This is a genomic window from Pseudomonas sp. RIT409 (assembly GCF_003052515.2).
In the GTDB taxonomy this organism is placed as follows: domain Bacteria; phylum Pseudomonadota; class Gammaproteobacteria; order Pseudomonadales; family Pseudomonadaceae; genus Aquipseudomonas.
Window position 1 is genome coordinate 39,854 of record NZ_QARE02000005.1, and the last position, 26,235, is coordinate 66,088.

At 59.3% G+C, this 26,235-nt stretch carries 23 protein-coding genes and 1 pseudogene; 14 read left to right on the forward strand and 10 right to left on the reverse strand.

Annotated features, from left to right (window positions below; genetic code table 11):
- Positions 1 to 14 precede the first annotated feature (14 nt).
- From DBP26_RS08295 to yaaA, 6 genes are all read right to left on the reverse strand, one after another.
- Positions 15 to 1,523 (reverse strand): alginate export family protein, encoded by a 1,509-nt coding sequence (locus DBP26_RS08295; RefSeq protein ID WP_108236810.1) that lies wholly within the window; start codon positions 1,521 to 1,523, stop codon positions 15 to 17.
- The gene (gene algK / locus DBP26_RS08300; RefSeq protein ID WP_108236811.1) at positions 1,520 to 2,947 is read right to left on the reverse strand and encodes an alginate biosynthesis TPR repeat lipoprotein AlgK; all 1,428 of its coding nucleotides are present in this window, start codon (positions 2,945 to 2,947) and stop codon (positions 1,520 to 1,522) included. Before algK ends, DBP26_RS08295 begins: the two co-directional genes overlap by 4 nt.
- Before the next feature lie 2 nt (positions 2,948 to 2,949).
- Positions 2,950 to 4,122 (reverse strand): alginate biosynthesis protein Alg44, encoded by a 1,173-nt coding sequence (locus DBP26_RS08305; protein WP_108236812.1) that lies wholly within the window; start codon positions 4,120 to 4,122, stop codon positions 2,950 to 2,952.
- Between the two features lie 64 nt (positions 4,123 to 4,186).
- Positions 4,187 to 5,668, reverse strand: a complete 1,482-nt coding sequence (gene alg8 / locus DBP26_RS08310; RefSeq protein WP_177411029.1) for a mannuronan synthase — start codon at positions 5,666 to 5,668, stop codon at positions 4,187 to 4,189.
- A 128-nt stretch (positions 5,669 to 5,796) separates the two neighbouring features.
- Positions 5,797 to 7,113 carry a nucleotide sugar dehydrogenase gene (locus DBP26_RS08315; RefSeq protein ID WP_108236814.1) on the reverse strand — a complete coding sequence of 439 codons (1,317 nt, stop codon included), beginning with the start codon at positions 7,111 to 7,113 and terminating at the stop codon, positions 5,797 to 5,799.
- A gap of 908 nt (positions 7,114 to 8,021) precedes the next feature.
- A complete protein-coding gene (gene yaaA / locus DBP26_RS08320) occupies positions 8,022 to 8,801 on the reverse strand; it encodes a peroxide stress protein YaaA (RefSeq protein WP_108236815.1) in 780 nt (259 codons plus the stop codon).
- 183 nt (positions 8,802 to 8,984) lie between these two features.
- Between yaaA and DBP26_RS08325 the strand changes: the two are divergent.
- From DBP26_RS08325 to moaE, 5 genes and pseudogenes are all read left to right on the forward strand, one after another.
- Positions 8,985 to 10,091: pseudogene (locus DBP26_RS08325) on the forward strand (polysaccharide deacetylase family protein); the annotation flags it as partial.
- A 468-nt stretch (positions 10,092 to 10,559) separates the two neighbouring features.
- The gene (locus tag DBP26_RS08330) at positions 10,560 to 11,954 is read left to right on the forward strand and encodes a PhoH family protein (protein WP_108236816.1); all 1,395 of its coding nucleotides are present in this window, start codon (positions 10,560 to 10,562) and stop codon (positions 11,952 to 11,954) included.
- Between the two features lie 179 nt (positions 11,955 to 12,133).
- On the forward strand, positions 12,134 to 12,619 hold the full coding sequence (moaC, locus tag DBP26_RS08335; protein WP_108236817.1) for a cyclic pyranopterin monophosphate synthase MoaC: 486 nt from the start codon (positions 12,134 to 12,136) through the stop codon (positions 12,617 to 12,619).
- Between the two features lie 2 nt (positions 12,620 to 12,621).
- Entirely contained in the window at positions 12,622 to 12,867 is a 246-nt protein-coding gene (locus tag DBP26_RS08340; RefSeq protein WP_108237037.1) for a MoaD/ThiS family protein, read from the forward strand.
- A 2-nt stretch (positions 12,868 to 12,869) separates the two neighbouring features.
- The gene (gene moaE, locus DBP26_RS08345) at positions 12,870 to 13,331 is read left to right on the forward strand and encodes a molybdopterin synthase catalytic subunit MoaE (protein ID WP_108236818.1); all 462 of its coding nucleotides are present in this window, start codon (positions 12,870 to 12,872) and stop codon (positions 13,329 to 13,331) included.
- 110 nt (positions 13,332 to 13,441) lie between these two features.
- Here moaE and rhlB read toward each other — a convergent pair whose 3' ends face one another.
- Both rhlB and DBP26_RS08355 read right to left on the reverse strand, forming a co-directional pair.
- Positions 13,442 to 14,905 (reverse strand): ATP-dependent RNA helicase RhlB, encoded by a 1,464-nt coding sequence (gene rhlB, locus DBP26_RS08350; protein ID WP_108236819.1) that lies wholly within the window; start codon positions 14,903 to 14,905, stop codon positions 13,442 to 13,444.
- A gap of 108 nt (positions 14,906 to 15,013) precedes the next feature.
- Positions 15,014 to 15,670, reverse strand: a complete 657-nt coding sequence (locus tag DBP26_RS08355; RefSeq protein ID WP_108236820.1) for an alpha/beta hydrolase — start codon at positions 15,668 to 15,670, stop codon at positions 15,014 to 15,016.
- Between the two features lie 488 nt (positions 15,671 to 16,158).
- On the opposite strand from DBP26_RS08355, the gene DBP26_RS08360 reads away from it, so the two are divergent.
- The 8 genes from DBP26_RS08360 to DBP26_RS08395 all read left to right on the forward strand — a co-directional run bounded on the left by DBP26_RS08360 (position 16,159) and on the right by DBP26_RS08395 (position 24,093).
- Positions 16,159 to 17,190: an amino acid ABC transporter substrate-binding protein gene (locus tag DBP26_RS08360; protein ID WP_108236821.1), complete on the forward strand. Its 1,032-nt coding sequence runs from the start codon at positions 16,159 to 16,161 to the stop codon at positions 17,188 to 17,190.
- A gap of 66 nt (positions 17,191 to 17,256) precedes the next feature.
- A complete protein-coding gene (locus DBP26_RS08365) occupies positions 17,257 to 18,438 on the forward strand; it encodes an amino acid ABC transporter permease (protein WP_108236822.1) in 1,182 nt (393 codons plus the stop codon).
- Positions 18,439 to 18,448: 10 nt separating this feature from the next.
- On the forward strand, positions 18,449 to 19,546 hold the full coding sequence (locus tag DBP26_RS08370; RefSeq protein ID WP_108236823.1) for an amino acid ABC transporter permease: 1,098 nt from the start codon (positions 18,449 to 18,451) through the stop codon (positions 19,544 to 19,546).
- 10 nt (positions 19,547 to 19,556) lie between these two features.
- The gene (locus DBP26_RS08375; protein ID WP_062386562.1) at positions 19,557 to 20,321 is read left to right on the forward strand and encodes an amino acid ABC transporter ATP-binding protein; all 765 of its coding nucleotides are present in this window, start codon (positions 19,557 to 19,559) and stop codon (positions 20,319 to 20,321) included.
- Between the two features lie 301 nt (positions 20,322 to 20,622).
- Entirely contained in the window at positions 20,623 to 21,930 is a 1,308-nt protein-coding gene (locus tag DBP26_RS08380; RefSeq protein WP_108236824.1) for a CynX/NimT family MFS transporter, read from the forward strand.
- Between the two features lie 89 nt (positions 21,931 to 22,019).
- Entirely contained in the window at positions 22,020 to 22,505 is a 486-nt protein-coding gene (locus DBP26_RS08385) for a nuclear transport factor 2 family protein (RefSeq protein WP_108236825.1), read from the forward strand.
- A 67-nt stretch (positions 22,506 to 22,572) separates the two neighbouring features.
- Complete coding sequence (locus DBP26_RS08390) at positions 22,573 to 22,887, forward strand: GIY-YIG nuclease family protein (RefSeq protein WP_108236826.1); 315 nt, start codon at positions 22,573 to 22,575, stop codon at positions 22,885 to 22,887.
- Between the two features lie 273 nt (positions 22,888 to 23,160).
- A complete protein-coding gene (locus DBP26_RS08395) occupies positions 23,161 to 24,093 on the forward strand; it encodes a glutathione S-transferase family protein (RefSeq protein WP_108236827.1) in 933 nt (310 codons plus the stop codon).
- 55 nt (positions 24,094 to 24,148) lie between these two features.
- Here DBP26_RS08395 and DBP26_RS08400 read toward each other — a convergent pair whose 3' ends face one another.
- Together DBP26_RS08400 and yejK are read right to left on the reverse strand one after the other, a co-directional pair.
- Complete coding sequence (locus DBP26_RS08400; protein WP_108236828.1) at positions 24,149 to 24,499, reverse strand: glutaredoxin family protein; 351 nt, start codon at positions 24,497 to 24,499, stop codon at positions 24,149 to 24,151.
- Positions 24,500 to 24,504: 5 nt separating this feature from the next.
- Entirely contained in the window at positions 24,505 to 25,506 is a 1,002-nt protein-coding gene (yejK, locus tag DBP26_RS08405; protein WP_108236829.1) for a nucleoid-associated protein YejK, read from the reverse strand.
- Positions 25,507 to 25,859: 353 nt separating this feature from the next.
- On the opposite strand from yejK, the gene DBP26_RS08410 reads away from it, so the two are divergent.
- A complete protein-coding gene (locus tag DBP26_RS08410) occupies positions 25,860 to 26,141 on the forward strand; it encodes an HU family DNA-binding protein (RefSeq protein ID WP_108236830.1) in 282 nt (93 codons plus the stop codon).
- The last annotated feature ends 94 nt before the right edge of the window (positions 26,142 to 26,235 follow it).

Genomic DNA, 26,235 nt, shown 5'->3' on the forward strand with positions numbered 1-26,235 from the left:
CATCGTGGTCATCCTCAGAAGCGCCAGATGACGTCGACGATGGCGCGATGCATGTAGTCGTCGACACCGCTGTGATACGCATCGCCGGGTTTGAACACGCCCGCGCGCAGACGAATCAGCGCTGACGGCTCATCGAACGACTGGCTCACCGACGCAGGCAGCAGGCCTTGCTTGAAGTACTTGGTGACCACCAGGTCCATCTCCTGACCCAAATCCTTGCGGCCGTCTTCCAGCGGCAGGGAGTCGAAGGTGCTGATGCCGTCAGCGTCGACGTTTTCGCGAGCCGGATTGATGCCTGCACCGCCGATGCCGGCGTGGCCGTCCACCCGACGGAACTTGTGGTAAATCAGCGAGGCGTCGTACTCGTCCTGCATCTGCCAGGAAGCGAACAGGGAGCCGGATTCCACGTTGGCCATCTCACCCTGGAAGGCTTCGCCGAAGCGGTGAACGCGCGAACGGGTTCCGGTCCAGTTCGAGCGGTTGCTTTCCAGCCCGTTCTGCTCGTAATTCTTGCTGGCGCGGGAGTAGGCCCCGCCGACTTGCCATTGCGGGTCGAGGCGCAAACGCAGGCCAAGGTCGGTCGCCCAGCCGTTGACGTTTTCGTTGTCCTTGCGCCCCGCCACGTACTGGTCGCTCGTGGCATCGTAGGTGGTGCCCAGGCGATCGCGATCACCGGTCAGCCAGGTCACGCTTCCCCAGTAATTGAGGGTGTTCAGGTTGCGGTAGTTGTAGGCGTCGCTGTTGGCCTGAATGCCGAGCCAGGTCAGGTCTGAGCGCGTGGTCTTGTCCAGGTCGTCGATGGATTCGCCCTGATGTTTCAGGCTGCCGCCATCATGGCTGTGATGAGCGCGAATGCCTGCCCACTGGCCGGGTGTCCATTGGTAGGCCACGTCGCCGAAGATGTGCTGACGGTCCTTGTCTTCGGCTGACAGTTCGGTCAAGTCGGTGCGGTATTCGCTGAAACGCTGGGCTGCGCCGACCTCAGCCTTGAGCAGCGTGGTGTCGAAGATCCAGTTGAGCGCTTCGATATTGGTGTCATGCCATTGGCCGTCATCGTTGCGCAGACGCTGGCGACCGAACTTGAGAATCTCGCCGGGGTAGGGGGTGAAACCGCTGTAGCCGACCCAGAATTCACGCAGTGCGGCGTAGCTGTCGTCCACTTCGCGGCTGCTGGAGGTCTTGCGCGCGCGCTGGCTGCTTTGCCCAGTGGCGTCGGTGACCTGCTGGTCCAGCGGGTCGGTCTGGATGGTGTCGGTGGCAGTGACCACCTGGCCCATGGCATAGCCGCTCCAGTTGCCCCATTCGCCGTAGGCCCATGGACGCAAGTCCAGACCGATACCGTTGACATCGCCACCGCCACGGGTGCCGAGGTCACGGTCGTCTTCAGCCTGCCCGGTGATTTTGATCTCGATCCCGAAATTGTTCGGCGTATCGGTCAAGGCAGCCAATGTCGGCGTGGCCCACATCAAGGTGAAGCCCAGGCCCAGCCCGGCTGTCACCAAAGGATTCAACTTAAGCTTCATAGAGGTGCGTCCTCGCCTTCTTTTTCTTCTTGCAGTGTTTGCAGCGCCAGCGCGTTCTGGGCGGTAGCGCCACGGACCTGCTGCTCGCGCTGGAGAAGGCTCTGTGCTTCGGCGCGCTTCTCGGGTGGCAATTGATCGTTGAGTTGCTGCATCAGGTCGGCCGCTTGCGGTGTGCCTTGGGCCTGGGCCAATTGGCCGAAAACCCACGCATTGACCGGGTTGGGCTTGATGCCCTTGCCTTGCGAGAACAGTTGCGCAAGCGCGAAGTCGGCGCTGTTCTGACCACCGCGAGCGGAGGTCAGCAGTTCATCGACGGCGCGTTGCGGGTCAGGTTTGCCAAGGTAGCCACGGCGGTACAACTGACCGAGGTAGTAGTGCGCGGAAATCTGTGTCGGCGCGGCTTTGCTCAGATGCGCTTCTGCCTTCTTCGCGTCCGGCAGCACCAGCTTGCCTTCGTAATACAGCTTGCCCAGCAGCAACTCGGCGCGCGGTTGATCCGCAGCTCGGCCGTTGTCCAGGTATTCCATCATCTTGTTCACGTCGCCCAGTTCGGGGTAGTCGTACAGCAACTGCGCCAGACTGACCCACGACGCCGGGTAGCCCGGCGCGACCTTCTCCAGCAATTGCTGAGCGGTTTTCTCGTCAGGTTTGCCGAGGCTGGAATCGGCCAGGACGCGGGCGACGGTGTCGACGCGCATGGCGGGGACAGAGCCGCTGGCATAGCCGCTTTCCATCTGCTTGATCAGCGCCGCCTGTTTGTCGGCTTCACCCCGTTTCTGATAGACCGTTGCCAGCTCCATGTAGCAGACATCGTTCGTCCGCAGCGCCTGCGTGCAGATCGATTCGACTTCCGCCAGATGCTGGTCGTAGGTGCCCTGGGTGCGGTACAGCACCACTTGGGCCAGCCCGGCTTCGGGGTAACCCTGCGCGCGCCATTCGTTGATCTTTTGTTGTGCGTTCACGTTGGGAAACGTGTGCGGGTACTGCAGGTAAAGCATGGCCAACGGAATCAGCGTGCCAGCCTCGCCGTTGGCGAAGGCCTTCTTCAACAGGGTCTCGGCTTCGCGCTGCTCGGCTTCGGTGGAGTTGGGCTTGACCGCCAGCAACTTCCCGAGGCGCGACTGGGCGCGAGGCGAGGTCTGCGCCGCTGCGCGATAGGTCGCTTCAGCCTGTTTGATGAGCTCGGGGTCGCGTGTGCCGACCTGAATATCTGCAAGACCCACCTGCGCATCGGTGTAGCCCATGTCTGCCAGTTGGCGATAGTTCTGCTCCGCGAGGTTGGTATCGCCCCGTTGCAGCGCTTCATTGGCCAGGCGTTGGTCGGGCAGATTCAGGCCGCAGCCGCTCAAGCCCAGGGCAATGCCCACGGCGATGGCCAGGTTCAGCACCGCCGGAGCAGACACGTTTCGTAGAGGGCCCGTCATGATCAGAGACCTGCTGCAGTGGCTTTATCGATCAGCCAGTTCAGCGAAGGGCCGCGGTCGCTGACCACTTCCACGGGGCGCCCGGCCAGGGTGCTGCTCAGGGATTCGTCAGGCTGGATCTGCACACGCAGGTCGGAGGACAGGTCGGCAGGGCTCAGCGCGGTGGAACTGACGATTTTGCCGCTGTGGGTGGTGTCGTCGCCGGCCACGGTGAAGTTGACGCGCGCGCCCGGCTGCACATCGTTGAACTGGCGATAGGTGAAGCGCGCATCGACAGTGGCGGCCGTGTTGCGTGGCACCAATTGGAAGATCACCTGGCCTTTGCTTGCGTACTGGCCGTCTGCGACCAGTTGCTTGCTGACGATGCAGTCGCAAGGGCTGGTCATGGTCCCGGCCAGTTGGCGACCGAAGAGCTCTTCGATCTTCGCCGGTTGCATTTCATCCGGATCCAGATTGCCTTTGAGCATGTCCAGCATGCTGGTGTTGAAGGTGGCCAGCGGGGCGCCCTTGGCCACATCACCGTTCGGAGCGACCAGGCTGGTCATGGTGCCCTCGCGCGGCATGGTCACGTCCATGGTCGGTACACTGACCAGACCCGACGTCGAGTGGCTGACGAAATACATGCCGTAGACGGATTTGGCGACGAATGCGAAGGCGGCCAGGCCGACCACGAAGATACCGGCGCTGAAGGTCACTGCACGCAGGCGGCCGAACGCGCTCAGGCCGCTGCCGTTGTCCTTGACCTTGCGGGCCTTGGTGAAATTGTCGCGTTGCAGGGTGGCGAGGACCTCACCCATGCTGACGATCTCGCCCGACAGGTGAGAGGTGATCAGGTGGCGCAGGGTTGCGATGTCCTGCGCTTCGAGGTGCTGGAATTGGCAGCCGATTCGGTTCGTGGCGGGATCGATGGCGCGAACCAGCAGTTCGACGTCCATGGCCAGGCCCAGGTTATCGATCAGGAACTGCAGGCGGCCCTTGATCACGTCACCCACGCGCGGTTTCAGGTTGGCAGGGGCGATGTAGCTCAGGCCGCCAGCGGACAGGTCCTCGATGCGCACCAGCGGCGCGTTGGGCTGGCCGTTGAGCAGGCGGAGCTTGGCTGGGATCTTGATCCGGGCGTGCTGGCGCTGGGCTTCGGATTCATGGACGACGTTTGCATTCACGGCTGTATTCATGACGGTAATTCCTGATTAATCGGTTGATCCATACGTGTTGTCAGAGCGCTGCTCAAAAGCCTTTTCATACCAACGTCAGCAGCACGGCAACGAAGATGCTGCCCGCCGAGAAAGTCATGGTTCGGGAAGACCAGGTGTTGAACCATTGCTGAAAGCTGGCCAGGTCCCGTTTCAGAGCGGTGGGCTGGCGGGTCCAGGATTGTTTGTCGAGGCGGAAGAACACGTAGATCTTCATCAGTGCGCCGACAATCTGGTTGTAATAGAGGATCACTGGATAGGCCGGGCCGATGCGGTGCCCGCTGCACGACAGCAGCAGGGTGAGGATCAGGCGGGTGATGCCGATCCACAGCAAGTAGGCCAGCAAAAATGCAATGCCGTATTTGAAGCTGGCCAACAGGGCGACGGTCAGGCCGAGAATGGATGTCCACATCGACACGCGCTGGTCGAACAGCACGATGCTGGTGAATACGCCCAAGCGGCGGACACCGAGCCCCAGCGCGCGGGAGTTCTGGCGCAGGTTGTTGCCGTACCAGCGGTACATGAGCTTGCGGCTGGCCTTGAGGAAACTCTTTTCGGGCGGGTGCTCGACGGTGTTGATCGCCGCATCCGGCACGTAGAACGTGTCGTAACCCAGACGCATCAGGCTGAACCAGCTGGATTTGTCGTCACCGGTCAAGAACTTGAAACGACCCAGACGCCAATGCTGCAGCGAGTCGCTTTCGACGTCGGCGATGAAGTCAGGATTGGTCACCACACTGGCGCGGAATACGGACATCCGGCCGGTCATGGTCAACACGCGCTTGGACAGGGCCATGGAGCACATGTTGATGTGACGCTGGGCGAAGCGCAGCTTGTGCCACTCGCTCATGATGTAGCCGCCACGCACTTCGCAGAATTCGTTGGTGGTCAGGCCGCCGACGTTGCCGAACAACTGGAACCAGGGCACGGTTTTTTTCACCACGCCTTCGGCCAGAACGGTGTCGCCGTCAATCACGGCAACCACGGCACGGTCATCGGGCATGTGGCGGGAAATGGCGCGGAAGCCGTACGCCAGCCCGTCGCGCTTGCCGGTACCGGCGATGCGCACGAAGTCCAGGGTGACATGGGCGGGAGGGTTGTACTTGGCCCAGAGTGACTTGACCAGCAACTCATCGGACCTTTCCACCAACGAGCAGACGACCGTGGTTGGAAAGCCACAGGCGATCGCCTCTTGAATGACCGAGCTGTATACCTCGGCGGTGGTCAGCGCATCGATACGGAAGCTGGTGACCATCAGGAACACGTGAGACGGATCGGCCGCCTTGCCCAACTTGCGCACCTTGCGGCGAAGATGCGGGTAGACGATGTAGAGAAAAATCATGCCGCGCACAAAGTGCGTTGCGCCCATCGAATAACGCCAGATGCCGACGATACCGACGAGAAAAATAAAGTCTTTCGACTGCGAGTCGAACAGCGATTTCGGCAGGGCCATCGCAATGACCGCCAGCAAACACAAGTAAAACAGCCAACCTGCGGCTTGAAGAAAGGCGTGTCTGAGCCCGTTCATAATCTGCATCCCTAAAAAACAGTTGCAAGCCGCAAGCTTCAAGCCTCGAGCCCAGGCAGAACGCGCTGGACTCGAGACCTGGAGCAGGCTCTTGACGTGTCGCTTGAAACTTGCAGCTTGCGGCTGCGTTACCAGCAGATGCCTTCGGTCTGGCCGTCTTCGCTGGTGGTGCCTTTCATGAAGCCCACCAGGTCGATGACTTTCTTGCCGGCTGGCGCATTGTTGGCCAGTTCGCGGAAGCGCTCATCGCGGTTGCCCAGGATGATGACGTCGGAGTTGTCGATCACTGCGTCGAAGTCGGAATTGAGCAGCGATGACACGTGAGGGATCTTGGACTCGATGTAATCCTTGTTTGCACCGTGAACGCGGGCGTACTCGACGTTTGCGTCGTAGATGCTCAGATCGAAGCCTTTACCGATCAGCATTTCGGCCAGTTCGACCAGTGGGCTTTCGCGCAGGTCATCGGTGCCCGCCTTGAAGCTCAGGCCCATCAGCGCCACTTTGCGTGTGTCGGCGGCGGCGACAATGTCGAACGCGTTCTGTACCTGCGACACGTTGCTGCGCATCAGCGAGTTGAGCAGGGGGGCTTCGACGTCCAGCGAGCTGGCACGGTAGGTCAGGGCGCGAACGTCTTTCGGCAGGCAGGAGCCGCCGAACGCGAAGCCAGGGCGCATGTAGTACTGGGACAGGTTCAGCGCCTTGTCCTGGCAGACCACGTCCATCACCTCGCGGCCATCGACGCCGACCGCTTTGGCGATGTTGCCGATTTCGTTGGCGAAGGTGACTTTGGTGGCATGCCAGACGTTGCAGGTGTACTTGATCATCTCGGCGACCGCGATGTCCTTGCGGATGATCGGAGCATCGAGCTCTTCGTACAGCGATTGCAGAACGTCGCCGGAGGCTTTGTCGAACTCGCCGATGACGGTCATCGGTGGATGGTCGTAGTCTTTGATCGCGGTGCTTTCACGCAGGAATTCGGGGTTGACGGCAACGCCGAAATCTACGCCGGCTTTCTTGCCCGAGCAGTCTTCCAGAATCGGGATGACCACGTTGGCAACGGTGCCTGGCAGCACGGTGCTGCGCACGACGATGGTGTGGCGCGAGGTCTTTTCGCGGAGCACGAAACCGATTTCGCGGCAGACGGATTCGATGAAGTCCAGTTCCAGATCGCCGTTCTTCTTGCTTGGCGTGCCGACGCAGATCATCGACAGGTCAGTGGCACGAATGGCCTCGGAAAAATCAGTCGTTCCGCGCAGTCGGCCGGTCTTGATACCGTCCTCCAGAAGCTCGCCCAAGCCTGGCTCCACAATCGGAGATTTACCCTGGTTGATCAGATCGATCTTGGCGCTGGAAATGTCCACACCGACCACATCATGACCACGCGCCGAGAGGCAACCAGCACAGACTGCACCGACATAGCCCAAACCAAAGATGCTAATACGCATCGTAATCTCCTCGATTTTTATGCCATTTAGTTGGCTGGATATAAGAACTTTCTTACATGCTTCGCGCACTCGTTCGCACGGCACGTTAATGTCGTGATACAAGCACAGGCAGAATTTAAAGTTGAGCGGCCTGAATATATGAGGCGGGCTCTAATACTAACGATTACACGCGTCGAGTAACCCATACATAGTTGTATGCGTTCCCGATCTGGGATATGGCATAGCACTCCAGCGGGTGTTTGCGAGTCCCTGGCGGGCCTCTGGACCAGGGCTTTGGGCCATGATGCAGTCTTGCCTCGCTCGTCAGTGGCTAAAGGCACCCTTTTGGTGCTTGCTCGTTTAACTCAACTAGTTTGGTGCGTTCTCTCCTTGCACGAACCATTTAGACGAAGTGCCTAACTATGTTGAACCTCAACTTCCAGATCTATCGCTAGTCCTTGTAAGAGATGTCTCACAGAGGGGGCGAGAATTGTTACGGGATGTAGGAACGCAAGGTTTCCCCAGAAGTTCCTGGCCGTCTGTCCTCTTTTTGAGATTTTTTGAAACAATGCGTCGATGTTCGATGGTTGCACTTTGATAGCACTTACCGTTTCCCCCTTTATCTAGAAGGGGTTGGCCCTAGTTAGGGCAAAAGTGCCACTAGTGAAAATCCGGAGACGAATGGTGAGCAATCCCAGTGTTAAATTTTTGAGAAAAAGTTCGGGAACTCGAGCCATGACTGTTTATTGGCGGCGAGCTTCTGACGCCTGCGCCGTTCGTCTGGCATAAACGGCAAAACGGAACTTCAGCGCTTGGCACTTTAGAAGAAAGAAGGGGGAATGATGGGGATGGCCGCTCTAGTGCGTGTGTCGGGAGCAGGGATTTTGCGAGGAGGGTGCGCCACGCTCGGACGCACCTGCTCGGAGCGGCTAGGCGTCGGCCTCATCCCGCAGAAACACCAGCTTGTCCGCGCTCGATAGCGATTTGGCGAACCGATAGCCCTGTACATCGAACTGCTTTAAATGTTCGGGCTTTTCGATACGCTCGCTGATCACGAAGCGGCTCATCATCCCGCGGGCTTTTTTGGCGTAAAAGCTGATGATTTTGTACTGCCCGTTTTTCTGGTCACGGAATTCAGTGTCGATGACGCGGGCTTTGAGGGCCGGGCGTTTGACGGCGGAGAAATATTCGTTGGACGCGAGGTTGAGCAAGACGTCGTCGCCTTGTTCAGCCAGCGCCTCGTTGAGCCATTCGCTAATGAGTGTGCCCCAGAAGGCATAGAGGTCTTTGCCGCGGGCGTTGGCCAGTTTAGTGCCCATTTCCAGGCGATAGGGCTGCATCAGGTCCAACGGTCGCAGCAGCCCGTAGAGACCGGAGAGCATGCGCAGGTGCTGTTGGGCGTAATCGAGGTCGCTGTCGGCGAGGGTTTCGGCGTCGAGGCCGGTGTAAACGTCGCCTTTGAAGGCGAGGATGGCTTGCTTGGCATTCTCAGGGGTGAAGGCCGGGGTCCAACTGCCGAAGCGTGCGGCGTTGAGGCCGGAGAGTTTTTCGGACAGGTGCATCAGTTCACCGATTTGAATCGGGGTCAGTTCGCGCAATTGGGTGATCAGTTCTTGAGAGTGATCCAGGTACTGCGGCTGGGTAAAGCGCTCGGTGGTCGGGGGCGTTTCGAAATCGAGGGTTTTCGCTGGGGATATCACCATCAGCATGGGGTCGTCTCCTTTGATCGTGGGGCGATTCTAGGGGTTGTGCGTGACTGACTCCAGCTATGGTGGCGATAGCCCTATGGGCTGAGGGCCGTTTCTATCCGCTACTGCGGCTGGCCCTGGCCAAATCCGCTATAGTGCCCCGCTGGTTTTGGCCTCTTCGTTCAAGGATTGGGAGCACGTGGTTTGCGCAAGCTGTTATTGATCGGTGCCTGTCTGATGGGCCTCAATGCTCACGCCGCTACCGGTGATATCGCCATCATCGACCGCAGCGTCTGGCCAGAGGCGTTGGACACGCCGCAGTTATTCGACGTCGCCTCCCGCGCGCAGATCCTCAGCTTCGCCCATCAGTTGATCGAGAGCGAGGGCCTTGGCGATACACAGCTCGCTGATCGGTTGGGCTTGAGGCAGATCAACATTCAGACGATCAACGTCGTGCGCACGCGCTTGTGGACCCGTCTGTTCGAAAACTGGAAAGCCGCTGAAAAATCCTGCGAAGCAGACGCCTCTTTCTGTGTGCTGGTGGACGATGTCCCGATGCTGCGACAGCGCGCGAGTGAATACAAAGTCGCCGATGACTCCTTTTATGCGCCTTGGGCAGCACCCGCCGATGCCTTCAACCAGCGCTACCTCAATGAGCTGCTGCGCATGGCGGCCCTGTTTCCGCAAACCAGCAGCGAAATCGAACGCTACAACTCCGATGAGCTGAGCGGCGAGGAAATGCCGGACCGCACCTTTCTACTCAATTTCGAGAGCGGGCCGTCGGCCGTCGATGGCGCCACGGACTGGCTGGCCGACTTCATGCGGCAACAGAACATCAACGCCACGTTCTTCGTGCTGGGCAAACCGCTCCAGAGTCGGGTGCAAAACAGCACACCGCAAGCCTTGCAACGCGTATATCGCCAGCAATGCGTGGGTCTTCAGGGTTGGGAATACCGCTCACATGCGCACTGGAATGGCTGGCAAGATTCCATTGAGCGAAGCGCTGCGCTGGTGCAGCAAGTGTTGCCGGACAACTTCGTGCCGTTGTTCCGTCCTCCTTACGGGCATCGCCGGGCGGACAGCGCGACCTTTTTCCGCGAGCAGGAGCTGCGTGTTTCGCTGTGGAATATCGACTCTCAGGACGCCACGGGGCGCATCAGTGCCGAGCAGGCGGCGAATCGGGTGCTGACCCTGATGCTGTTGTGGCGTCGTGGCAACGTCGTCTTTCATGACAGTGCGGACAAAGCGCAACAAGCGGTGCCATGGCTGATGGCCAACACTGCCCAAAGCGGTATTCAGTGGGAAGACTGTCATATTTATCCACAGCAGCTGTCGGACGAAGCCGATCCCGATGAGCCTGAAGATGACGACCCTGACGAGCCCGCCGACGAGCAGGAGGAAGCGCAGGCGCCAGGCGCCGATACACAGGCTGAACAGCCCGGAAACAGGGGATAGAAGAACGGGATAGGAGAGGGCCGCGTCGAGTTTTTTCAGGATTTCCCTTCGACCGGACTTCCGACTGTAAACGGGTGTGGCGGATCCGCCAAGGGCTATTCGTCATGCTGTGAAATAAACTTCAAAATGCGCTCAAAACGCTTTTTCATGTCATCGGTTTTGCGGTATTACGACAACAGACCGCCGAACCCTGCAACACAGGTGGCGTCACCCAGACCCCACTTTGCGCATTTCTCTCCTGCCTTAAGGTGAGAACCTCGGCGGCCTTCAGGCGCGGCATCGTCAGTGTGCCGCGTTATCTGGCGACTACAAAGGTGAGCGAGTATGGATGACCACGGACGCAGCCCTTCCTTTAACCAGCCAATCCTCTACGTGCTCGATACCAATGTCCTGATTCACGATCCAAACGCACTGCTGAATTTCGAAGAACATCACGTTGCACTCCCCATGACGGTCCTGGAAGAACTGGACAAGCTCAAGGCGGGCAAGCACTCGGTCGCCGCTGAATGCCGCCAGGCGATTCGGCTGATCGACAAGACACTCGGCGAAGCGACCCCGGAGGAGGTCGAGCGAGGCGTACCCATCGATCGGGGTACGGGGGTGTTCAAGGGTTATCTGTCCATCCTGATGAACAAGCGTGAAGAGCCTAACAGCCTTCTGCCCGAGCACCTGAACGACAACATCATCATCAACCAGTTGATCGACCTGCATGCACGTAAAAAGGACACGCGCATCGTGCTGGTCACCAAAGACATCAACATGCGCCTCAAGGCGCGCGCCTGTGGTATCGCGGCCGAGGACTACAGCACTGACCAGTTGGTCGATGACGTGTCCTTGCTGTCCCGCGGCTACCATACGCTGAGCGGTTCATTCTGGGATCGCGTGAGCAAGGTCGACACCCGGCAGGATCACGGGCGGACCTGGCACAAAGTGCAGATGAACGAGCAGATACCGGCCGTGCACATCAATGAATTCATCATCGATGAGCAGGGGTTCGTCGGATGGGTCAAGGGAGTGAAGGCCGATGAAATCGTGTTGCTGGACATGCACCAGGAGCCGCTGCTGCATCAGGAAGCCTGGGGGCTGAAACCTCGTGACATTTATCAGGGGCTGGCGCTGTTTGCCTTGCTGGACCCAGACATTCACCTGGTCAACCTGTCTGGCGCCGCGGGCTCGGGCAAGACCATTCTGGCACTGGCCGCTGCCATCGAGCAGACCATGGTCAGCAAACGTTACCGCCGCATCATCGCCACCCGCAGTGTGCAAGGGCTGGACCAGGAAATCGGCTTTTTGCCGGGCACCGAAGCGGAGAAGATGGAGCCATGGCTGGGCGCGATCACCGATAACCTGGAAGCACTGCACATGGATGACGAAAACACCCATGGCAGTGTCGATTACATCCTCAGCAAGGTGCCGTTGCAGTTCAAGTCCCTCAACTACATTCGAGGCCGCAGCTTCCAGCAAAGCCTGATCCTGATCGACGAATGCCAGAACCTCACCCCGCATCAGATGAAAACCATCATCACCCGTGCCGGTGCCGGTTCCAAGGTGGTCTGCCTGGGTAACCTGGCGCAGATCGACACCCCTTACCTGTCGGCCACGAGTTCAGGGCTGACCTACTTGACGGAGCGCTTCAAGGATTTCCCCAACGGCGTGCACATCACTCTGCAAGGGGTGCCACGCTCCATACTGGCCGAGTATGCAGAGAGTCATTTGTAAGGCTCAAAACGGCTTGACGATTAACCTGTAGGAACGCGCTTGCCCGCGATTTGCGCAGTGTCAAACGACGAAAGTGTCGCTGACGCACCGTAGTCGCGGGCAAGCGCGCTTCCACAATCGGAAAGCCGCACCTCTGCGTTTGGGTTTACAATCCCGACTCCTGGTCCCGGAGCCATCCTGTGCTTACCCATCTCGATTCCCAAGGCCGCGCCAACATGGTCGACGTCACTGACAAGGCGGTGACGTCCCGTGAAGCCGTGGCCGAAGCGCGCGTGCGCATGTTGCCTGAAACGCTGCAAATGATCGTCGACGGTGCTCATCCAAAAGGGGATGTATTTGCCGTCGCGCGAATCGCAGGTATCCAGGCAGCGAAGAAAACCAGTGACCTGATCCCCTTGTGCCATCCCCTGATGCTGACCAGCGTCAAGGTGGAGCTCAATGCAGAAGGCGCCGATACCGTTCACATCGTTTCCCGCTGCAAGCTGTCTGGGCAGACCGGTGTGGAAATGGAGGCGCTGACCGCTGCCAGTGTCGCTGCGCTGACCCTCTACGACATGTGCAAGGCGGTCGACCGTGGCATGGTCATCGAGCACATCCGGCTGCTAGAGAAGCTGGGCGGCAAGAGTGGCCATTTCGTTGCCGGTGACGCGGAGGGGGCAAGATGAGCATTCATGTTCAGGTCCAATACTTCGCCCGTTTCCGCGAAACATTGGGCGTGGAGAGCGAGACCCTCGACGGTGCTTTCGCTACGGTGGATGCCGTGCGGCAACATTTGCTGCAACGCGGCGGCGTCTGGGACGTGCTGAGCGAGCAAAGCATCATGTGCGCTCGCAATCAGGAATTGTGCTCGCTGAGTGAACCGGTCGAGCAGGGTGATGAAGTGGCGTTTTTCCCGACCGTGACCGGAGGCTGATCATGGCGATTCGTGTGCAGGCTGCGGCGTTCGATCCGGGCGCCGAAGTCAATGCGATGCACGATGCCAATGTTGGCGTCGGCGCAGTGGTGAGCTTCGTGGGCTACGTGCGCGATTTCAACGAGGGTCGCGACGTGGCGGGCATGTTCCTCGAGCATTATCCAGGCATGACGGAAAAGGCCCTGTCGCGGATTGTCGAGGAAGCCCGGCAGCGTTGGCCGTTGTTGAAAATAGAGGTGCTGCACCGGATCGGCGAGCTGCAACCAGGCGAGCCGATCGTGTTCGTCGGGGTGGCCAGCGCCCATCGGCAGGCGGCGTTCGAAGCCTGTGATTTCGTGATGGACTATCTCAAAACCCGCGCGCCGTTCTGGAAGAAGGAAAACACGTCAGAAGGCCCGCGCTGGGTGGAAGGGCGGGACAGCGACCATCAGGCCGCAGAGCGGTGGAAGACTACCGAGCTTTAGCTCTCCCTTGTGTAGGAGCGCGCTCGCCCGCGATGGCGTACTGTCAGACAACTCAATCGTTGCAGACGTAACACCATCGTGGGCAAGCGCGCTCCTACAGACAGTGGGCGTTATTCAGAAGCAGGCTGTGCCTTCTGCTTACGCACCACCGCCCTCAGGAGCTCAGTGGGCGGCATTTCGCAGCTGATCTTGCGCCCGAGCTTTTCTTCGATCGCCGGCAACTGATACGAGTCGTCTTCGCCAGCAAAACTGATGGAAACGCCTTCGGCACCCGCCCGACCGGTGCGGCCGATCCGGTGTACGTAGTCGTCCGGTACTTCGGGCAGGGTGAAGTTGATCACGTGGCTGATGCCATCGATGTGGATCCCGCGCCCAGCGACGTCGGTGGCGACGAGCACGCGGATCTTGCCCTCCCGGAACCCTTCAAGGGTCTTGATGCGTTTGTGCTGCGGGACATCGCCGGAAAGCTGCGCGGCATTGACGCCGTCACGCACAAGGCGCTCCTCGATGCGGCGCACTTCGTCCTTGCGGTTGGCGAACACCATCACGCGCTCCCAGCCGTTGTCGTTGACCAGGTTGTAGAGCAGCTTGTATTTGTCCGCTGCTGCGACGGCATAGACGTGCTGCTCGACGTTGTCGCTGGCAACGTTCTCGGCTTCGATCTCGACGATTGCCGGGTTGGTCGTCCATTGTTTCGCCAGATTCATCACGTCGTCCGTGAAGGTCGCAGAAAACAGCAAAGTCTGGCGTTCGCTTTTCGGCGGCGTCTGGCGAATGATCTGACGCACTTGGGGGATGAAACCCATGTCCAGCATCCGGTCGGCCTCGTCCAGCACCATCACTTCGACCATGTCCAAATGCACTTCGCCACGCTGGTTGAAGTCCAGCAAGCGGCCTGGTGTGGCCACGAGAATGTCGCAGTGCCTGGCTTCGAGCTGTTTGAGTTGCTTGTCGAAGTCCATGCCACCGACGAATGTCATGACGTTCAACTGGGTGTATTTGGTCAGCGCGGCGGCATCCTTGGCGATCTGCACCACCAGCTCGCGGGTGGGCGCAATGATCAGCGCTCGGGGCTCGCCCATGTAGCGTTCTTTGGGCGGCGGCGTCTGGGTCAGTTGCGTGATGATCGAAACCAGGAACGCGGCGGTTTTTCCCGTTCCTGTCTGGGCGCGGCCGATGGCGTCCTGGCCCTTTAGGGTATAGCCCAGCACACCCGCCTGGATCGGCGTGCAGTAGGGGAAGCCCAGGTCCTGGATGGCATGCATCAGTTCGGGGGCGAGGGGGAAGTCGTGGAAGCGGGTTTTGCCTTCTTGCGGCTCAACCACGAAGTCTTCCAGTTTCCAAGGTGCCACGGTTGGCTTGGGTACGCGCTCGCGACGGGGGCGTTCGGTCTTTTGCCTTGAGGGCGCTGACTTGGCCTGTGTTTCGGCCTGCGCAGGGTTGGCGACGGGCGTCGCGGCTTCCCGGGGGGCGGCTTCAGTCGGGTTTGGAGCGGCGGGGACGTGGACTGCTGGCGCGAGTGGCTCAGCCTCGCTCTTGCCGAACATCTTTTTAAGTGCTTTGAGCACGGTCATCTCGTCGATTGATTAAGGAGTGTACGCCGGGCAGTGTAAAGCAAGAACCCGGCGCGGCGTAGTGCCATACCAAATCCGCAGGAAAAAAGAAAGTGAAAGCGCTGGGTTTCAATGCAGCCGATCTGCGAGCCAGGCGCCTATGTCGTTAATTTCCTGCGGTAACACTTCGTGGCCCATTGGGTATTCCTGCCATGACGCGGTGACGCCTTGAGCCTTCAATTGCTCATAGGCAGTGCGCCCCATCGCGTTCTGAACCACTTCGTCGTAGTGGCCATGCAAGCAATACACCGGAATGCGCTGCTGGCTCGCTGACAAGTCCATGTCATCGCTGAAGGTGGGGGCGTAGGTAGACAGCGCGAGTACACCCCCCAACGGCCCTTCCCAGCGCAAGAAAGCCGCGTGCAAGACCACCGCGCCTCCTTGGGAAAAGCCCGCGAGAAAGATCCGCGCAGGGTCGATGCCGCTGTCCCGTTGCTGCTCGATCAATGCAATCACGTGCTGCGCCGAGGCTTCCAACTGATCGCGATCGATGGCCCGCGCCGGGCTCATGGCCTTGATGTCGTACCAACTCGGCATTTCGTAGCCGCCGTTGACGGTAACAGGGCGGGTAGGCGCCTGGGGCAACACGAAGCGCGTCGTGAGCAACCGCTGTTGCAGCGCTTCCGCGACGGGCATGAAGTCATAACGGTCGGCACCCAGGCCGTGCAGCCAGATGACGCAAGCATCCGCTGGTTTTTCAGGCTGGATAATCAGGGGTTCACTCATGCTTGCTCCATTTGTGTGCGATGACTTTGGCGCCATGCTTCAAGGTTGTGCGCGGTCATCGCGGTATATGAAAGAAGATGTCGCAAGGTTACAAGTTTACATCTTGACCTGTCGCTAATTTGACATTGCCACCATGATGGTACGCGCTTTGCTATAAGACCGTCGGAGTGAAGGCGCTCACCTCGGGCGGTAACACTATCAGGCCATCAATGATGCAGTCTGGTGTGACGCCGGGGCAGCACGGGGTCCGTGAAGCGGATGCCTGGCACGATTTGCCCGTAACCTCGCGTTGCGGGACATCAGGGGGCTTCAGTCCGCTTGACCCTATGGAATCCGACCGGCGCAGCAGCATGATGCCAGCGGCACGGAAAAGATCCGGGTCTCACGTCGCATGACCCAAAATCAAGCCAACACGGGTCATTAATGCCTCACAAGGGTGCGACGGGGCTAAAGCTCCTTACACAACAAAGGGCAAACTGGAGGTTTGAATGAAGATGTTGAAATCCACCCTGGCTGTAGTGGCCGCCGCAGCAGCACTCGGTGTCAGCAGTTTCGCCCAGGCGGGTGCGACACTGGACGCCATTCAGAAGAAAGGCTTCATTCAGTGCGGTGTGAGCGACGGTCTGCCGGGTTTCTCGGTGCCCGATGCAAAAGGCACCATCGTTGGTATCGACGCCGACGTTTGCCGTGCTGTAGCTGCTGCCGTGTTTGGCGATGCCAAGAAAGTCAAATTCAGCCAGTTGAACGCCAAGGAGCGTTTCACCGCGCTGCAATCGGGCGAGATTGACATCCTGTCCCGCAACACCACCTGGACCAGCTCCCGCGATGCGAGCATGGGTCTGGTGTTCCCAGGCTTCGTGACCTATTACGACGGCGTTGGCTTCCTGGCCAACAGCAAGCTGGGCGTCAAGAGCGCGAAGGAACTGGACGGTGCGACCATCTGTATTCAAGCCGGTACCACCACCGAGCTGAACGTGTCGGACTACTTCCGTTCCAACGGCCTGAAATACACCCCGATCACCTTCGACACCTCCGACGAAAGCGCCAAGTCGCTGGAATCCGGTCGTTGCGACGTACTGACCTCCGACAAATCGCAACTCTACGCACAACGCTCCAAACTGGCCTCGCCAAAAGACTACGTCGTTCTGCCTGAGACCATCTCCAAGGAGCCTCTGGCGCCGGTCGTGCGTCGCGGTGACGAAGAGTGGGCCGAGATCGTTCGCTGGGTCGGCTACGCGCTGCTGAACACTGAAGAAGCAGGCGTGACCTCCAAGAACGTCGAAGCTGAAGCCAAGTCGACCAAAAACCCTGACGTCGCTCGTTTGCTGGGCGCTGACGGTGAGTACGGTCCGCAGCTGAAACTGCCGAAGGACTGGGTCGTCAAGATCGTTTCCCAAGTCGGCAACTACGGCGAAATCTTCGAGAAAAACCTGGGCAAAACCACGCCTCTGGAAATCGACCGTGGCATGAACGCCCTGTGGACCAACGGCGGCATTCAATACGCACCACCAGTACGTTGATGGACCTGTGCCCGGCCGCGTGATGCGCAGCCGGGCACTTCGTTGCATTTCTTCCGGGGCACTCCCATGCAAAATCAGATCAGCGCACCCAAGCAGAGGCTATCCCTCAGCGACCCTAAAGTGCGTGCGTGGCTATTCCAGATAATCACGGTTATCGCGGTAGTCGCGATGGGTTGGTATCTGTTCGATAACACTCAGACCAACCTGCAACACCGGGGCATCACCTCCGGTTTCGGTTTCCTTGAAAACAGTGCCGGCTTCGGCATCGCGCAACATTTGATTCCGTTCACGGAATCGGACTCCTACGCGCGGGTTTTCGTCATCGGTTTGCTCAACACGCTGCTGGTTACCTTCATCGGCGTGATTCTCGCGACGCTCCTGGGCTTCATCGTTGGGGTAGCGCGGCTGTCCAACAACTGGATCATCAACAAGCTGGCAACCGTTTACGTCGAAGTGTTCCGTAACATTCCGCCGCTGCTGCAGATCCTGTTCTGGTATTTCGCTGTCTTCCTGACCTTGCCTGGCCCTCGTGCAGCGCATGGTTTCCTTGGCTCGTTCTTCGTCAGCAGCCGAGGTTTGAATATGCCGGCCGCGATCACCAACGACGCGACCCTGCCGTTCGTGATCAGCATTGTGCTGGCTATCGTCGCCATCGTGTTCATGGCGAAGTGGGCGAACAAGCGCTTCGACGAGACGGGCGTGCCGTTCCATAAGTTCTGGGCGGGCCTGGCGTTGTTCATCGTGATTCCAGCGTTGTGTGCACTGATCTTCGGTGCGCCCGTGCATTGGGAATTGCCGGAGCTCAAAGGCTTCAACTTCGTGGGCGGTTGGGTCCTGATCCCTGAATTGCTGGCGCTGACGCTGGCATTGACCGTTTATACCGCAGCGTTCATCGCCGAAATCGTCCGCTCGGGTATCAAGTCAGTCAGCCATGGTCAGACCGAGGCGGCTCGCTCGCTGGGCCTGCGGCCAGGGCCAACCTTGCGCAAGGTGATCATTCCACAAGCGCTGCGCGTGATTATTCCGCCGCTGACCAGCCAGTACCTCAACCTGGCGAAAAACTCTTCGCTGGCGGCCGGTATCGGTTACCCGGAAATGGTGTCGCTGTTCGCCGGTACGGTACTCAACCAGACCGGTCAGGCCATCGAAGTGATTGCCATCACCATGAGCGTCTACCTGGCGATCAGCATCAGCATCTCCTTGCTGATGAACTGGTACAACAAGCGCATTGCGCTGATCGAGCGGTGAGGACACGCGCATGACATCCCATACTTTCAAACCTGACATGCCGCCGCCGAGCAAAGTCTTCGGCCCGGTGGCATGGATCCGTCAGAACCTGTTCTCGAACTGGATCAACACCCTGCTGACGCTGTTCGCGATCTACCTGATCTGGCTGGTGGTCCCGCCGCTGTTGAGCTGGGCAATCTTCGATGCCAACTGGGTCGGTACTACGCGGGCCGACTGCACCAAGGCGGGCGCCTGCTGGGTGTTCATCGAGCAGCGCTTCGGCCAGTTCATGTACGGCTACTATCCTCAAGCGCTGCGCTGGAGGGTAGACCTGACCGTCTGGCTGGCAATCATCGGCGCTGCGCCGTTGTTCATCAAAGCAGTGCCGCGCAAGGCGATCTACGGCCTGAGTTTTCTCGTGATCTACCCGATCGTGGCGTTCTTCCTGCTGCACGGCGGGCTGTTCGGCATGGCCGAAGTGGCGACCAGCCAATGGGGCGGCCTGATGCTGACCCTGGTCATCGCCACCGTGGGTATCGCCGGTGCACTGCCGCTGGGAGTGATTCTTGCCCTGGGGCGTCGTTCCGATTTGCCCGCGATTCGGGTGATCTGCGTCACCTTCATCGAGTTCTGGCGTGGCGTTCCGCTGATTACCGTGCTGTTCATGTCCTCGGTGATGCTGCCGCTGTTTCTGCCCGAAGGCATGAACTTCGACAAGCTGTTGCGCGCCCTGATCGGCGTGATCATGTTCCAGTCGGCCTACGTGGCCGAGGTGGTGCGTGGCGGCATGCAGGCCATTCCCAAAGGTCAATACGAGGCCGCTGCGGCGATGGGCCTCGGTTACTGGCGTCGCATGGGCCTGGTGATTTTGCCGCAAGCCCTGAAGCTGGTGATTCCGGGGCTGGTCAACACCGTGATCGCATTGTTCAAGGACACCAGTCTGGTGATCATCATCGGGCTGTTCGATCTGCTCAACAGCGTCAAACAAGCCGCCGCCGACCCGAACTGGCTCGGTATGGCAACCGAGGGCTACGTGTTCGCAGCCCTGGTGTTCTGGATCTTCTGTTTCGGTATGTCCCGCTACTCCATGCACTTGGAGCGTAAGTTGGACACAGGCCACAAGCGTTAGGAGTTAAGTGATGAGTGAAGCTATCAGCAAGCCTCTGGGCGCCGAAGGCATGATCCGGATGGAAGGCGTACACAAATGGTACGGCCAGTTCCACGTACTCAAAGACATCAACCTGAACGTGCGTCAGGGCGAGCGCATCGTCCTGTGCGGCCCGTCGGGCTCAGGTAAATCGACCACCATTCGGTGCCTCAATCGCCTGGAAGAGCACCAGCAAGGCCGCATCATCGTCGACGGCACCGAACTGACCTCGGACCTGAAGCAGATCGAGACCATCCGCCGCGAAGTCGGCATGGTGTTCCAGCACTTCAACCTGTTCCCGCACTTGACCATCCTGCAGAACTGCACGCTGGCCCCGATGTGGGTGCGCAAGATGCCGAAGAAAAAAGCCGAAGAAATCGCCATGCACTACCTGGAGCGCGTGCGCATTCCAGAGCAGGCCCACAAATACCCGGGTCAGCTCTCGGGTGGTCAGCAGCAGCGCGTGGCGATCGCCCGGGCACTGTGCATGAAACCGAAGATCATGCTGTTCGACGAACCCACCTCGGCCCTTGACCCGGAAATGGTCAAAGAGGTGCTGGACACCATGGTCGGCCTGGCGGAAGAGGGCATGACCATGCTCTGCGTTACCCACGAAATGGGCTTCGCCCGCACTGTGGCCAACCGTGTGATCTTCATGGACAAAGGCGAGATCGTCGAACAGGCCGCCCCGAACGACTTCTTCGATAACCCGCAAAGCGACCGTACCAAGCTGTTCCTCAGCCAGATCCTGCATTGAGTTAACAGTCGCGGTACCCAAAAGCCCGGGCCTTGTGCCCGGGTTTTTTATGACGGCTGAAAATGCACAGACGACCTCTGTAGGAGCACGCTTGCCCGCGACTGCGGGTGTATCAGGCAGTCTGTAGGTGTCTGCCACACCTCGGTCGCGGGCAAGCGCGCTCCTACAGGGATTGGGTTCGTTCGGGGGGCGGTGGAAACTGTACCCAATCCCCTTGAAACTTGTGTTCTTTGCCATTCTCAAACAGGATGGCGTCTTTGCGCTCTGCGCTGTTACACAATCCTGCCCCCACGAGAATCCCATGACGACCAAGGCGCCGACGGCGAGCGACACGCTATCCCTTTCCCGAAAACATCACGAAATCGACGAAATGCTGATCGATGCGGAAGCTGACGACGAGCAGGTTCAACAGCATCGTCCAGTGTTGAAGCGACCGTGGTTTTTGCTGTTGGGGCTGGTGCTGGTGGCGCTGAACTTGCGCCCGGCATTGTCGAGCATGGCGCCGCTGTTGAGCGAGGTGTCGAAGAGTCTTGGGCTGTCGGCTGCCACTGCGGGCCTGCTGACGACCTTGCCCGTGCTGTGCCTGGGATTGTTTGCGCCATTGGCCCCCATTTTGGCGCGGCGTTTTGGGAGTGAGCGGGTGGTGCTTGGCATTCTGCTGACCTTGGCCTGCGGCATTCTTCTGCGCAGCTCGTTCGGCGTGGTCGGGTTGTTTACGGGGAGCATTCTGGCAGGCGCCTGCATTGGCATCATTGGCGTGTTGTTGCCCGGCATCGTAAAACGCGACTTTTCCCGTCAGGCCGGGGCCATGACCGGCGTTTACACCATGGCGCTGTGCCTCGGCGCAGCGGTTGCCGCGGGCTCGACCGTGCCCTTGAGCCATGCGTTTGGAGGCGATGTCGGCAATAGCTGGACGCTCGGGCTCGGTTTCTGGATCGTTCCAGCAGTGCTCGCGGCCGCGTTCTGGTGGCCGCAAACCCGTAACAGCCACGGCAAACACCAGGTTGCCTACCGCGTTCGGGGGCTATTTCGCGATCGGCTGGCCCGGCAAGTCACGTTGTACATGGGCCTGCAATCGTCTCTGGCCTACATTGTTTTCGGCTGGTTGCCCTCCATTCTCATCGCTCGTGGACTGACGCCGACCGAAAGCGGCCTGCTGCTCTCGGGGTCGATCATGATTCAACTGTTCAGCTCGCTGGTAGCGCCTTGGCTGGCGACGCGAGGCAAAGATCAGCGTTTGGCGATTCTTCTGGTCATGGGCCTGACCCTTGGCGGGCTGTACGGTTGCCTCTATGCCCCTGTGAGTCAGTTGTGGGTGTGGGCGGTGGTGCTCGGGCTGGGACAGGGCGGTACCTTCAGCCTGGCGTTGACCCTGATCGTCCTGCGCTCACGGGACGCCCACGTCGCTGCCAACCTGTCGAGCATGGCTCAAGGCATCGGCTACACGCTGGCCTCACTGGGGCCATTCGCGGTAGGCGTGGTGCACGACTGGACGGGTAGCTGGAGCGCAGTCGGCTGGATCTTCGGGGTGATCGGTGTGGCAGCCATCATTGCCGGACTGGGCGCAGGTCGCTCCCTGTACGTCGATGTCATCAGCGAAAAAGTGTGATTCGGGGTATTTGCCTGGCGAATGTCCGTGGCAAAACCCTGTGTTGCCGCTTATCGTGCAGGCATCTTTTCCATGGACGCCAACTTCCCATGAGCGACATCACCCCGAGTGAACAGAACAAGGCACTGATCAGCCGCTTCTACGAGGCGTTCAGTCGCCTCGATGCAGAAGCCATGGCCGCCTGCTACAGCGAAGACGTGCTCTTCAGCGACCCGGTCTTCGGTGAATTGCGAGGGGCCGAGGCGGGTGATATGTGGCGAATGCTGACATCCCGTGCCCAGTCTTTTTCGGTGCACTTCGACAACGTGCGCGCTGACGAGCGTTCCGGTAGCGCGCATTGGGTCGCGACCTATCTGTTCAGCCAGACCGGACGTACCGTGGTCAACGATATACAGGCGCGGTTCGTCTTCCGGGACGGCAAGATCTGCGAACACCATGACCACTTCGACCTGTGGCGCTGGTCACGGCAGGCGCTGGGTGCGAAAGGCGCGCTGCTGGGGTGGACGCCGCTGGTCCAGAACAAGATCCGCCATCAGGCGCGGCAGGGGCTGCGCGGCTTCCGCCAAGGACGCTAAGCACCCGTGGTCGACCGTCGAGCGCATCCTCTGTAATCTTGCGTGACGTTTCACCTGAGACCCTGCCGTGTCAGCCGAGAGCCGCTCCGACATTCCCTGCAAACCGTGGTTCGTGTACCTGGTACGCGCTGCCAACGGTTCGCTTTATTGCGGTATCAGCGACGATCCGCATCGACGTTTTCAAAAGCACCAGAGCGGCAAAGGCGCGCGCTTTTTCTGTTCAAGCCCTGCTGTGGCACTGGTGTACATCGAGTCCTGCCGCGACAAAGGCGAAGCCCTGCGCCAGGAGCGGCTGATCAAGAAACTGCGCAAGTCTGCGAAAGAGGCGCTGGCTGCAACGTTTATTGACCCGTCGTCGAGCGAACACCTCGTCATTTCGTAGCGCTCAGGTCGAGTTCGCAGCGTCATCGAGCGGTTGCGTTTCGCCATCCGTTCTGGCTGTCTGCCTGCCAGGAGCACTGCCTTATCCTATCTTCAACGCCCTTGACGTCTCCGACGTAGTCGACCCATTGTTTGACTGCTTGGCGAGCGCTAAAACTGGCTGCGATAAGCTCGATACGGGTTATCGCAAGTACCTGATTTGGCCTTCACGTCACTCGACGTGAAGCAGAGTAGCCACTAGGCTGGCCGTTCCCTAGACGAGGTCTCGAAGCACATGTCAGAGCTGATTCTGCATCACTATCCAATGTCGCTGTTCGCTGAAAAGGCCCGCCTGATGCTCGGTTTCAAGGGGGTGTCGTGGCGTTCGGTGATCATCCCTCCGGTCCTGCCAAAGCCTGACCTCATCGCGCTGACGGGGGGGTACCGCAAGACGCCGGTGTTGCAGGTCGGCGCAGATATCTATTGCGATACCGCTTTGATTGCCCGCCGTCTGGAGGCTGAAAAGTCAGCTCCTGCGTTCTATCCGGAGGGCCAGGAATTCAATGCTGCCAGCCTGGCTGCCTGGGCCGATTCGGTGCTGTTTCTGCATTCGGTCAGTCTGGTTTTTCAGCCGGCCTCACTGGCCGCGCGTTTCGCCAACCAGCCACCCGAGAAAATGAAAGCGCTGGTGAACGACCGCTCGAAGTTTTTTGAGGGAGGCACTGCGACGCGCATCCCGCTCGAACAGGCGCAGCATCAGTGGCCCACGCTGATGGGACGTCTTGAAACGCAATTGCAGCGCAACGGCGACTTCTTGCTGGGCGTGCCTTCCATTGCCGACTTCGCTGTGGCGCATACCCTTTGGTTCCTGAAGCAAACCCCAGTCACCGCTTCGTACGTCGACGATTACCCGGCTGTGCTGGCGTGGTATCAGCGTGTGATCGGTTTTGGCCATGGTGCGCCCAGTGAGCTCAGCTCGACAGACGCCATCGGGATCGCGCGTGCAGCGCAGCCAGCCCCGCTGCCGAACGAAGTGTTCAAAGACCCTAATGGTTTCGAGCCGGGTCAGCAGGTGAGCGTGTCGGCGGTGGACTACGGCGTTGACCCAGTGGATGGAGAGCTGATGTTCAGCGGCCGCGAGGAAATCATTGTGCGCCGCGAGGATGAGCGTGCAGGGAAAGTGCATGTGCACTTTCCCCGTTATGGATTTCGGATTGAGGTGCGCTGATTCATGTGAACCTTAGTTCGAGGTTGCTTCGAGCAATCCAAGGCGGACACGTTGATCACTTCAACGCTGCCAGAGTCTCCTCCGGCGAAAAGCCCCTGATCAACGTGCCATTCACATCGATCAGGGGAATGCCGCGACCACCCAGCGCCTCGTAAGCCTTGCGGCCTTCCTTGGACTTCTCGATGTCGTACTCGGTATAGGGAATGCCCTTGCTGTCGAGGAAGCGCCGCGTCTGTTTGCAGTAGCCACACCAGTCGGTCGCATACAGGGTGACCCTGGCGTTGCTCTGGACCTGCGCGGACACGGTGGGGTCAGGGTGGACGAAGTTTTCGATTTTGCCCCAGTTCTGATAGACCACGACCACCATCATGATCAACACGAACTTCTTCAAGGTGCGTACGAACATCGCGATCAGCGCCTTTTCAATTGGTCGGTCAGTTGGGTCGGCAAACCTCTGATGATCAGCGTCCCTGTTTCCTCGTCGTATTCGATCTTGTCGCCCAACAGGTGCGCTTCGAAGCTGATCGACAGTCCTTCAGCGCGGCCAGTGAAGCGGCGAAATTGGTTGAGCGTACGTTTATCCGCAGGGATTTCCGGCGACAGGCCGTAGTCCTTGTTCCGGATGTGTTCGTAGAACGCACGCGGGCGGTCTTCGTCGATCAGCCCGGAAAGCTCTTCCAGCGCGATCGGCTCACCCATTTTGCTTTGGCTGCTGGCGTAATCCACCAGTGCCTTGGTTTTCTCGCGGGTGGACTCTTCGGGCAAGTCTTCGCTCTCGACGAAGTCGCTGAAGGCCTTCAGAAGGGTGCGAGTCTCGCCGGGGCCGTCGACGCCTTCTTCGCAACCGATGAAGTCGCGGAAGTACTCGGAGACCTTCTTCCCGTTCTTGCCCTTGATGAACGAAATGTATTGCTTGGATGCTTTGTTGTTCTGCCACTCCGAAAGGTTGATCCGCGCGGCAAGGTGTAATTGGCCCAGGTCGAGATGACGTGAGGGCGTGACGTCCAGTGCTTCGTTCACCGCGACCCCTTCGCTGTGGTGCAGCAAAGCGATCGCCAGGTACTCGGTCATGCCTTGCTGATAGTGGGCGAACAGCACGTGCCCACCAACGGAGAGATTCGACTCCTCCATCAGCTTCTGCAGGTGTTCGACGGCCACCCGGCTGAACGCAGTGAAGTCCTTCCCATCGTCGAGGTATTCCTTGAGCCAGCCGCTGAACGGATAAGCCCCGGACTCGGGATGAAACAACCCCCACGCCTTGCCTTGTTTCGCGTTGTAGCTTTCGTTGAGGTCGGCCAGCATGTTTTCGATGGCTTGAGACTCTGCCAGTTCGGAATCTCGGGCGTGGAGGACTGCTGGCGTACCGTCGGGTTTCTTGTCGATCAGGTGAACGATGGCGTGACGGATCGGCATGGATTTCTCGGCTGCTGAAAAGGGACTGAACGGGAAAAGGACGGCCCGTGCGAAAGTCGGCAAGTGTACCGCAGACTGGGTGAATCTCGCGTGGGCGAGGGCTGAAACAGGGGAGGAGAGCGTAGTGATATGACTTTTTTACCCCTCAAACACGATAAAGCTGACCAAATGGCTAGTCAGGTGCGGATATTTACCTGTCTCTGTGCTAGCTTTGCCCGGTCTTGCGCACCGAGGCGCGCCAAGCATGCAGTTTGTGGGCGTTTGGCCGAACCAAAGACCGTTTTCGGTATCTACATTTCGCGTCCGTGCACACTCTGCAAACCATATGAATTTGATAGGGAAGGAACACCACCATGGCTCTGACTAAAGACCAATTGATCGCCGATATCGCAGAAGCTATCGACGCGCCAAAAACCACCGCGCGCAATGCTCTGGACCAATTGGGCCAAATCGTCGCTGACCAACTGGAAGCCGGTAGTGAGATCACTCTGCCAGGCATCGGCAAACTGAAAATCACCGACCGCCCGGCTCGCACTGGCCGCAACCCATCGACTGGCGCAGCCATCGAAATCGCAGCCAAGAAAGTGGTCAAGTTCGTTCCAGCCAAAGTGCTGACCGACTCGATCAACAAGTAAGCGACAACGCTGCTTGTGAAGAGAAACCGTGTGACGGAGCGATCCGAACACGGTTTTTTTGTGCCTGCGCTCTGGTTTTTGTAGGAACGCGCTT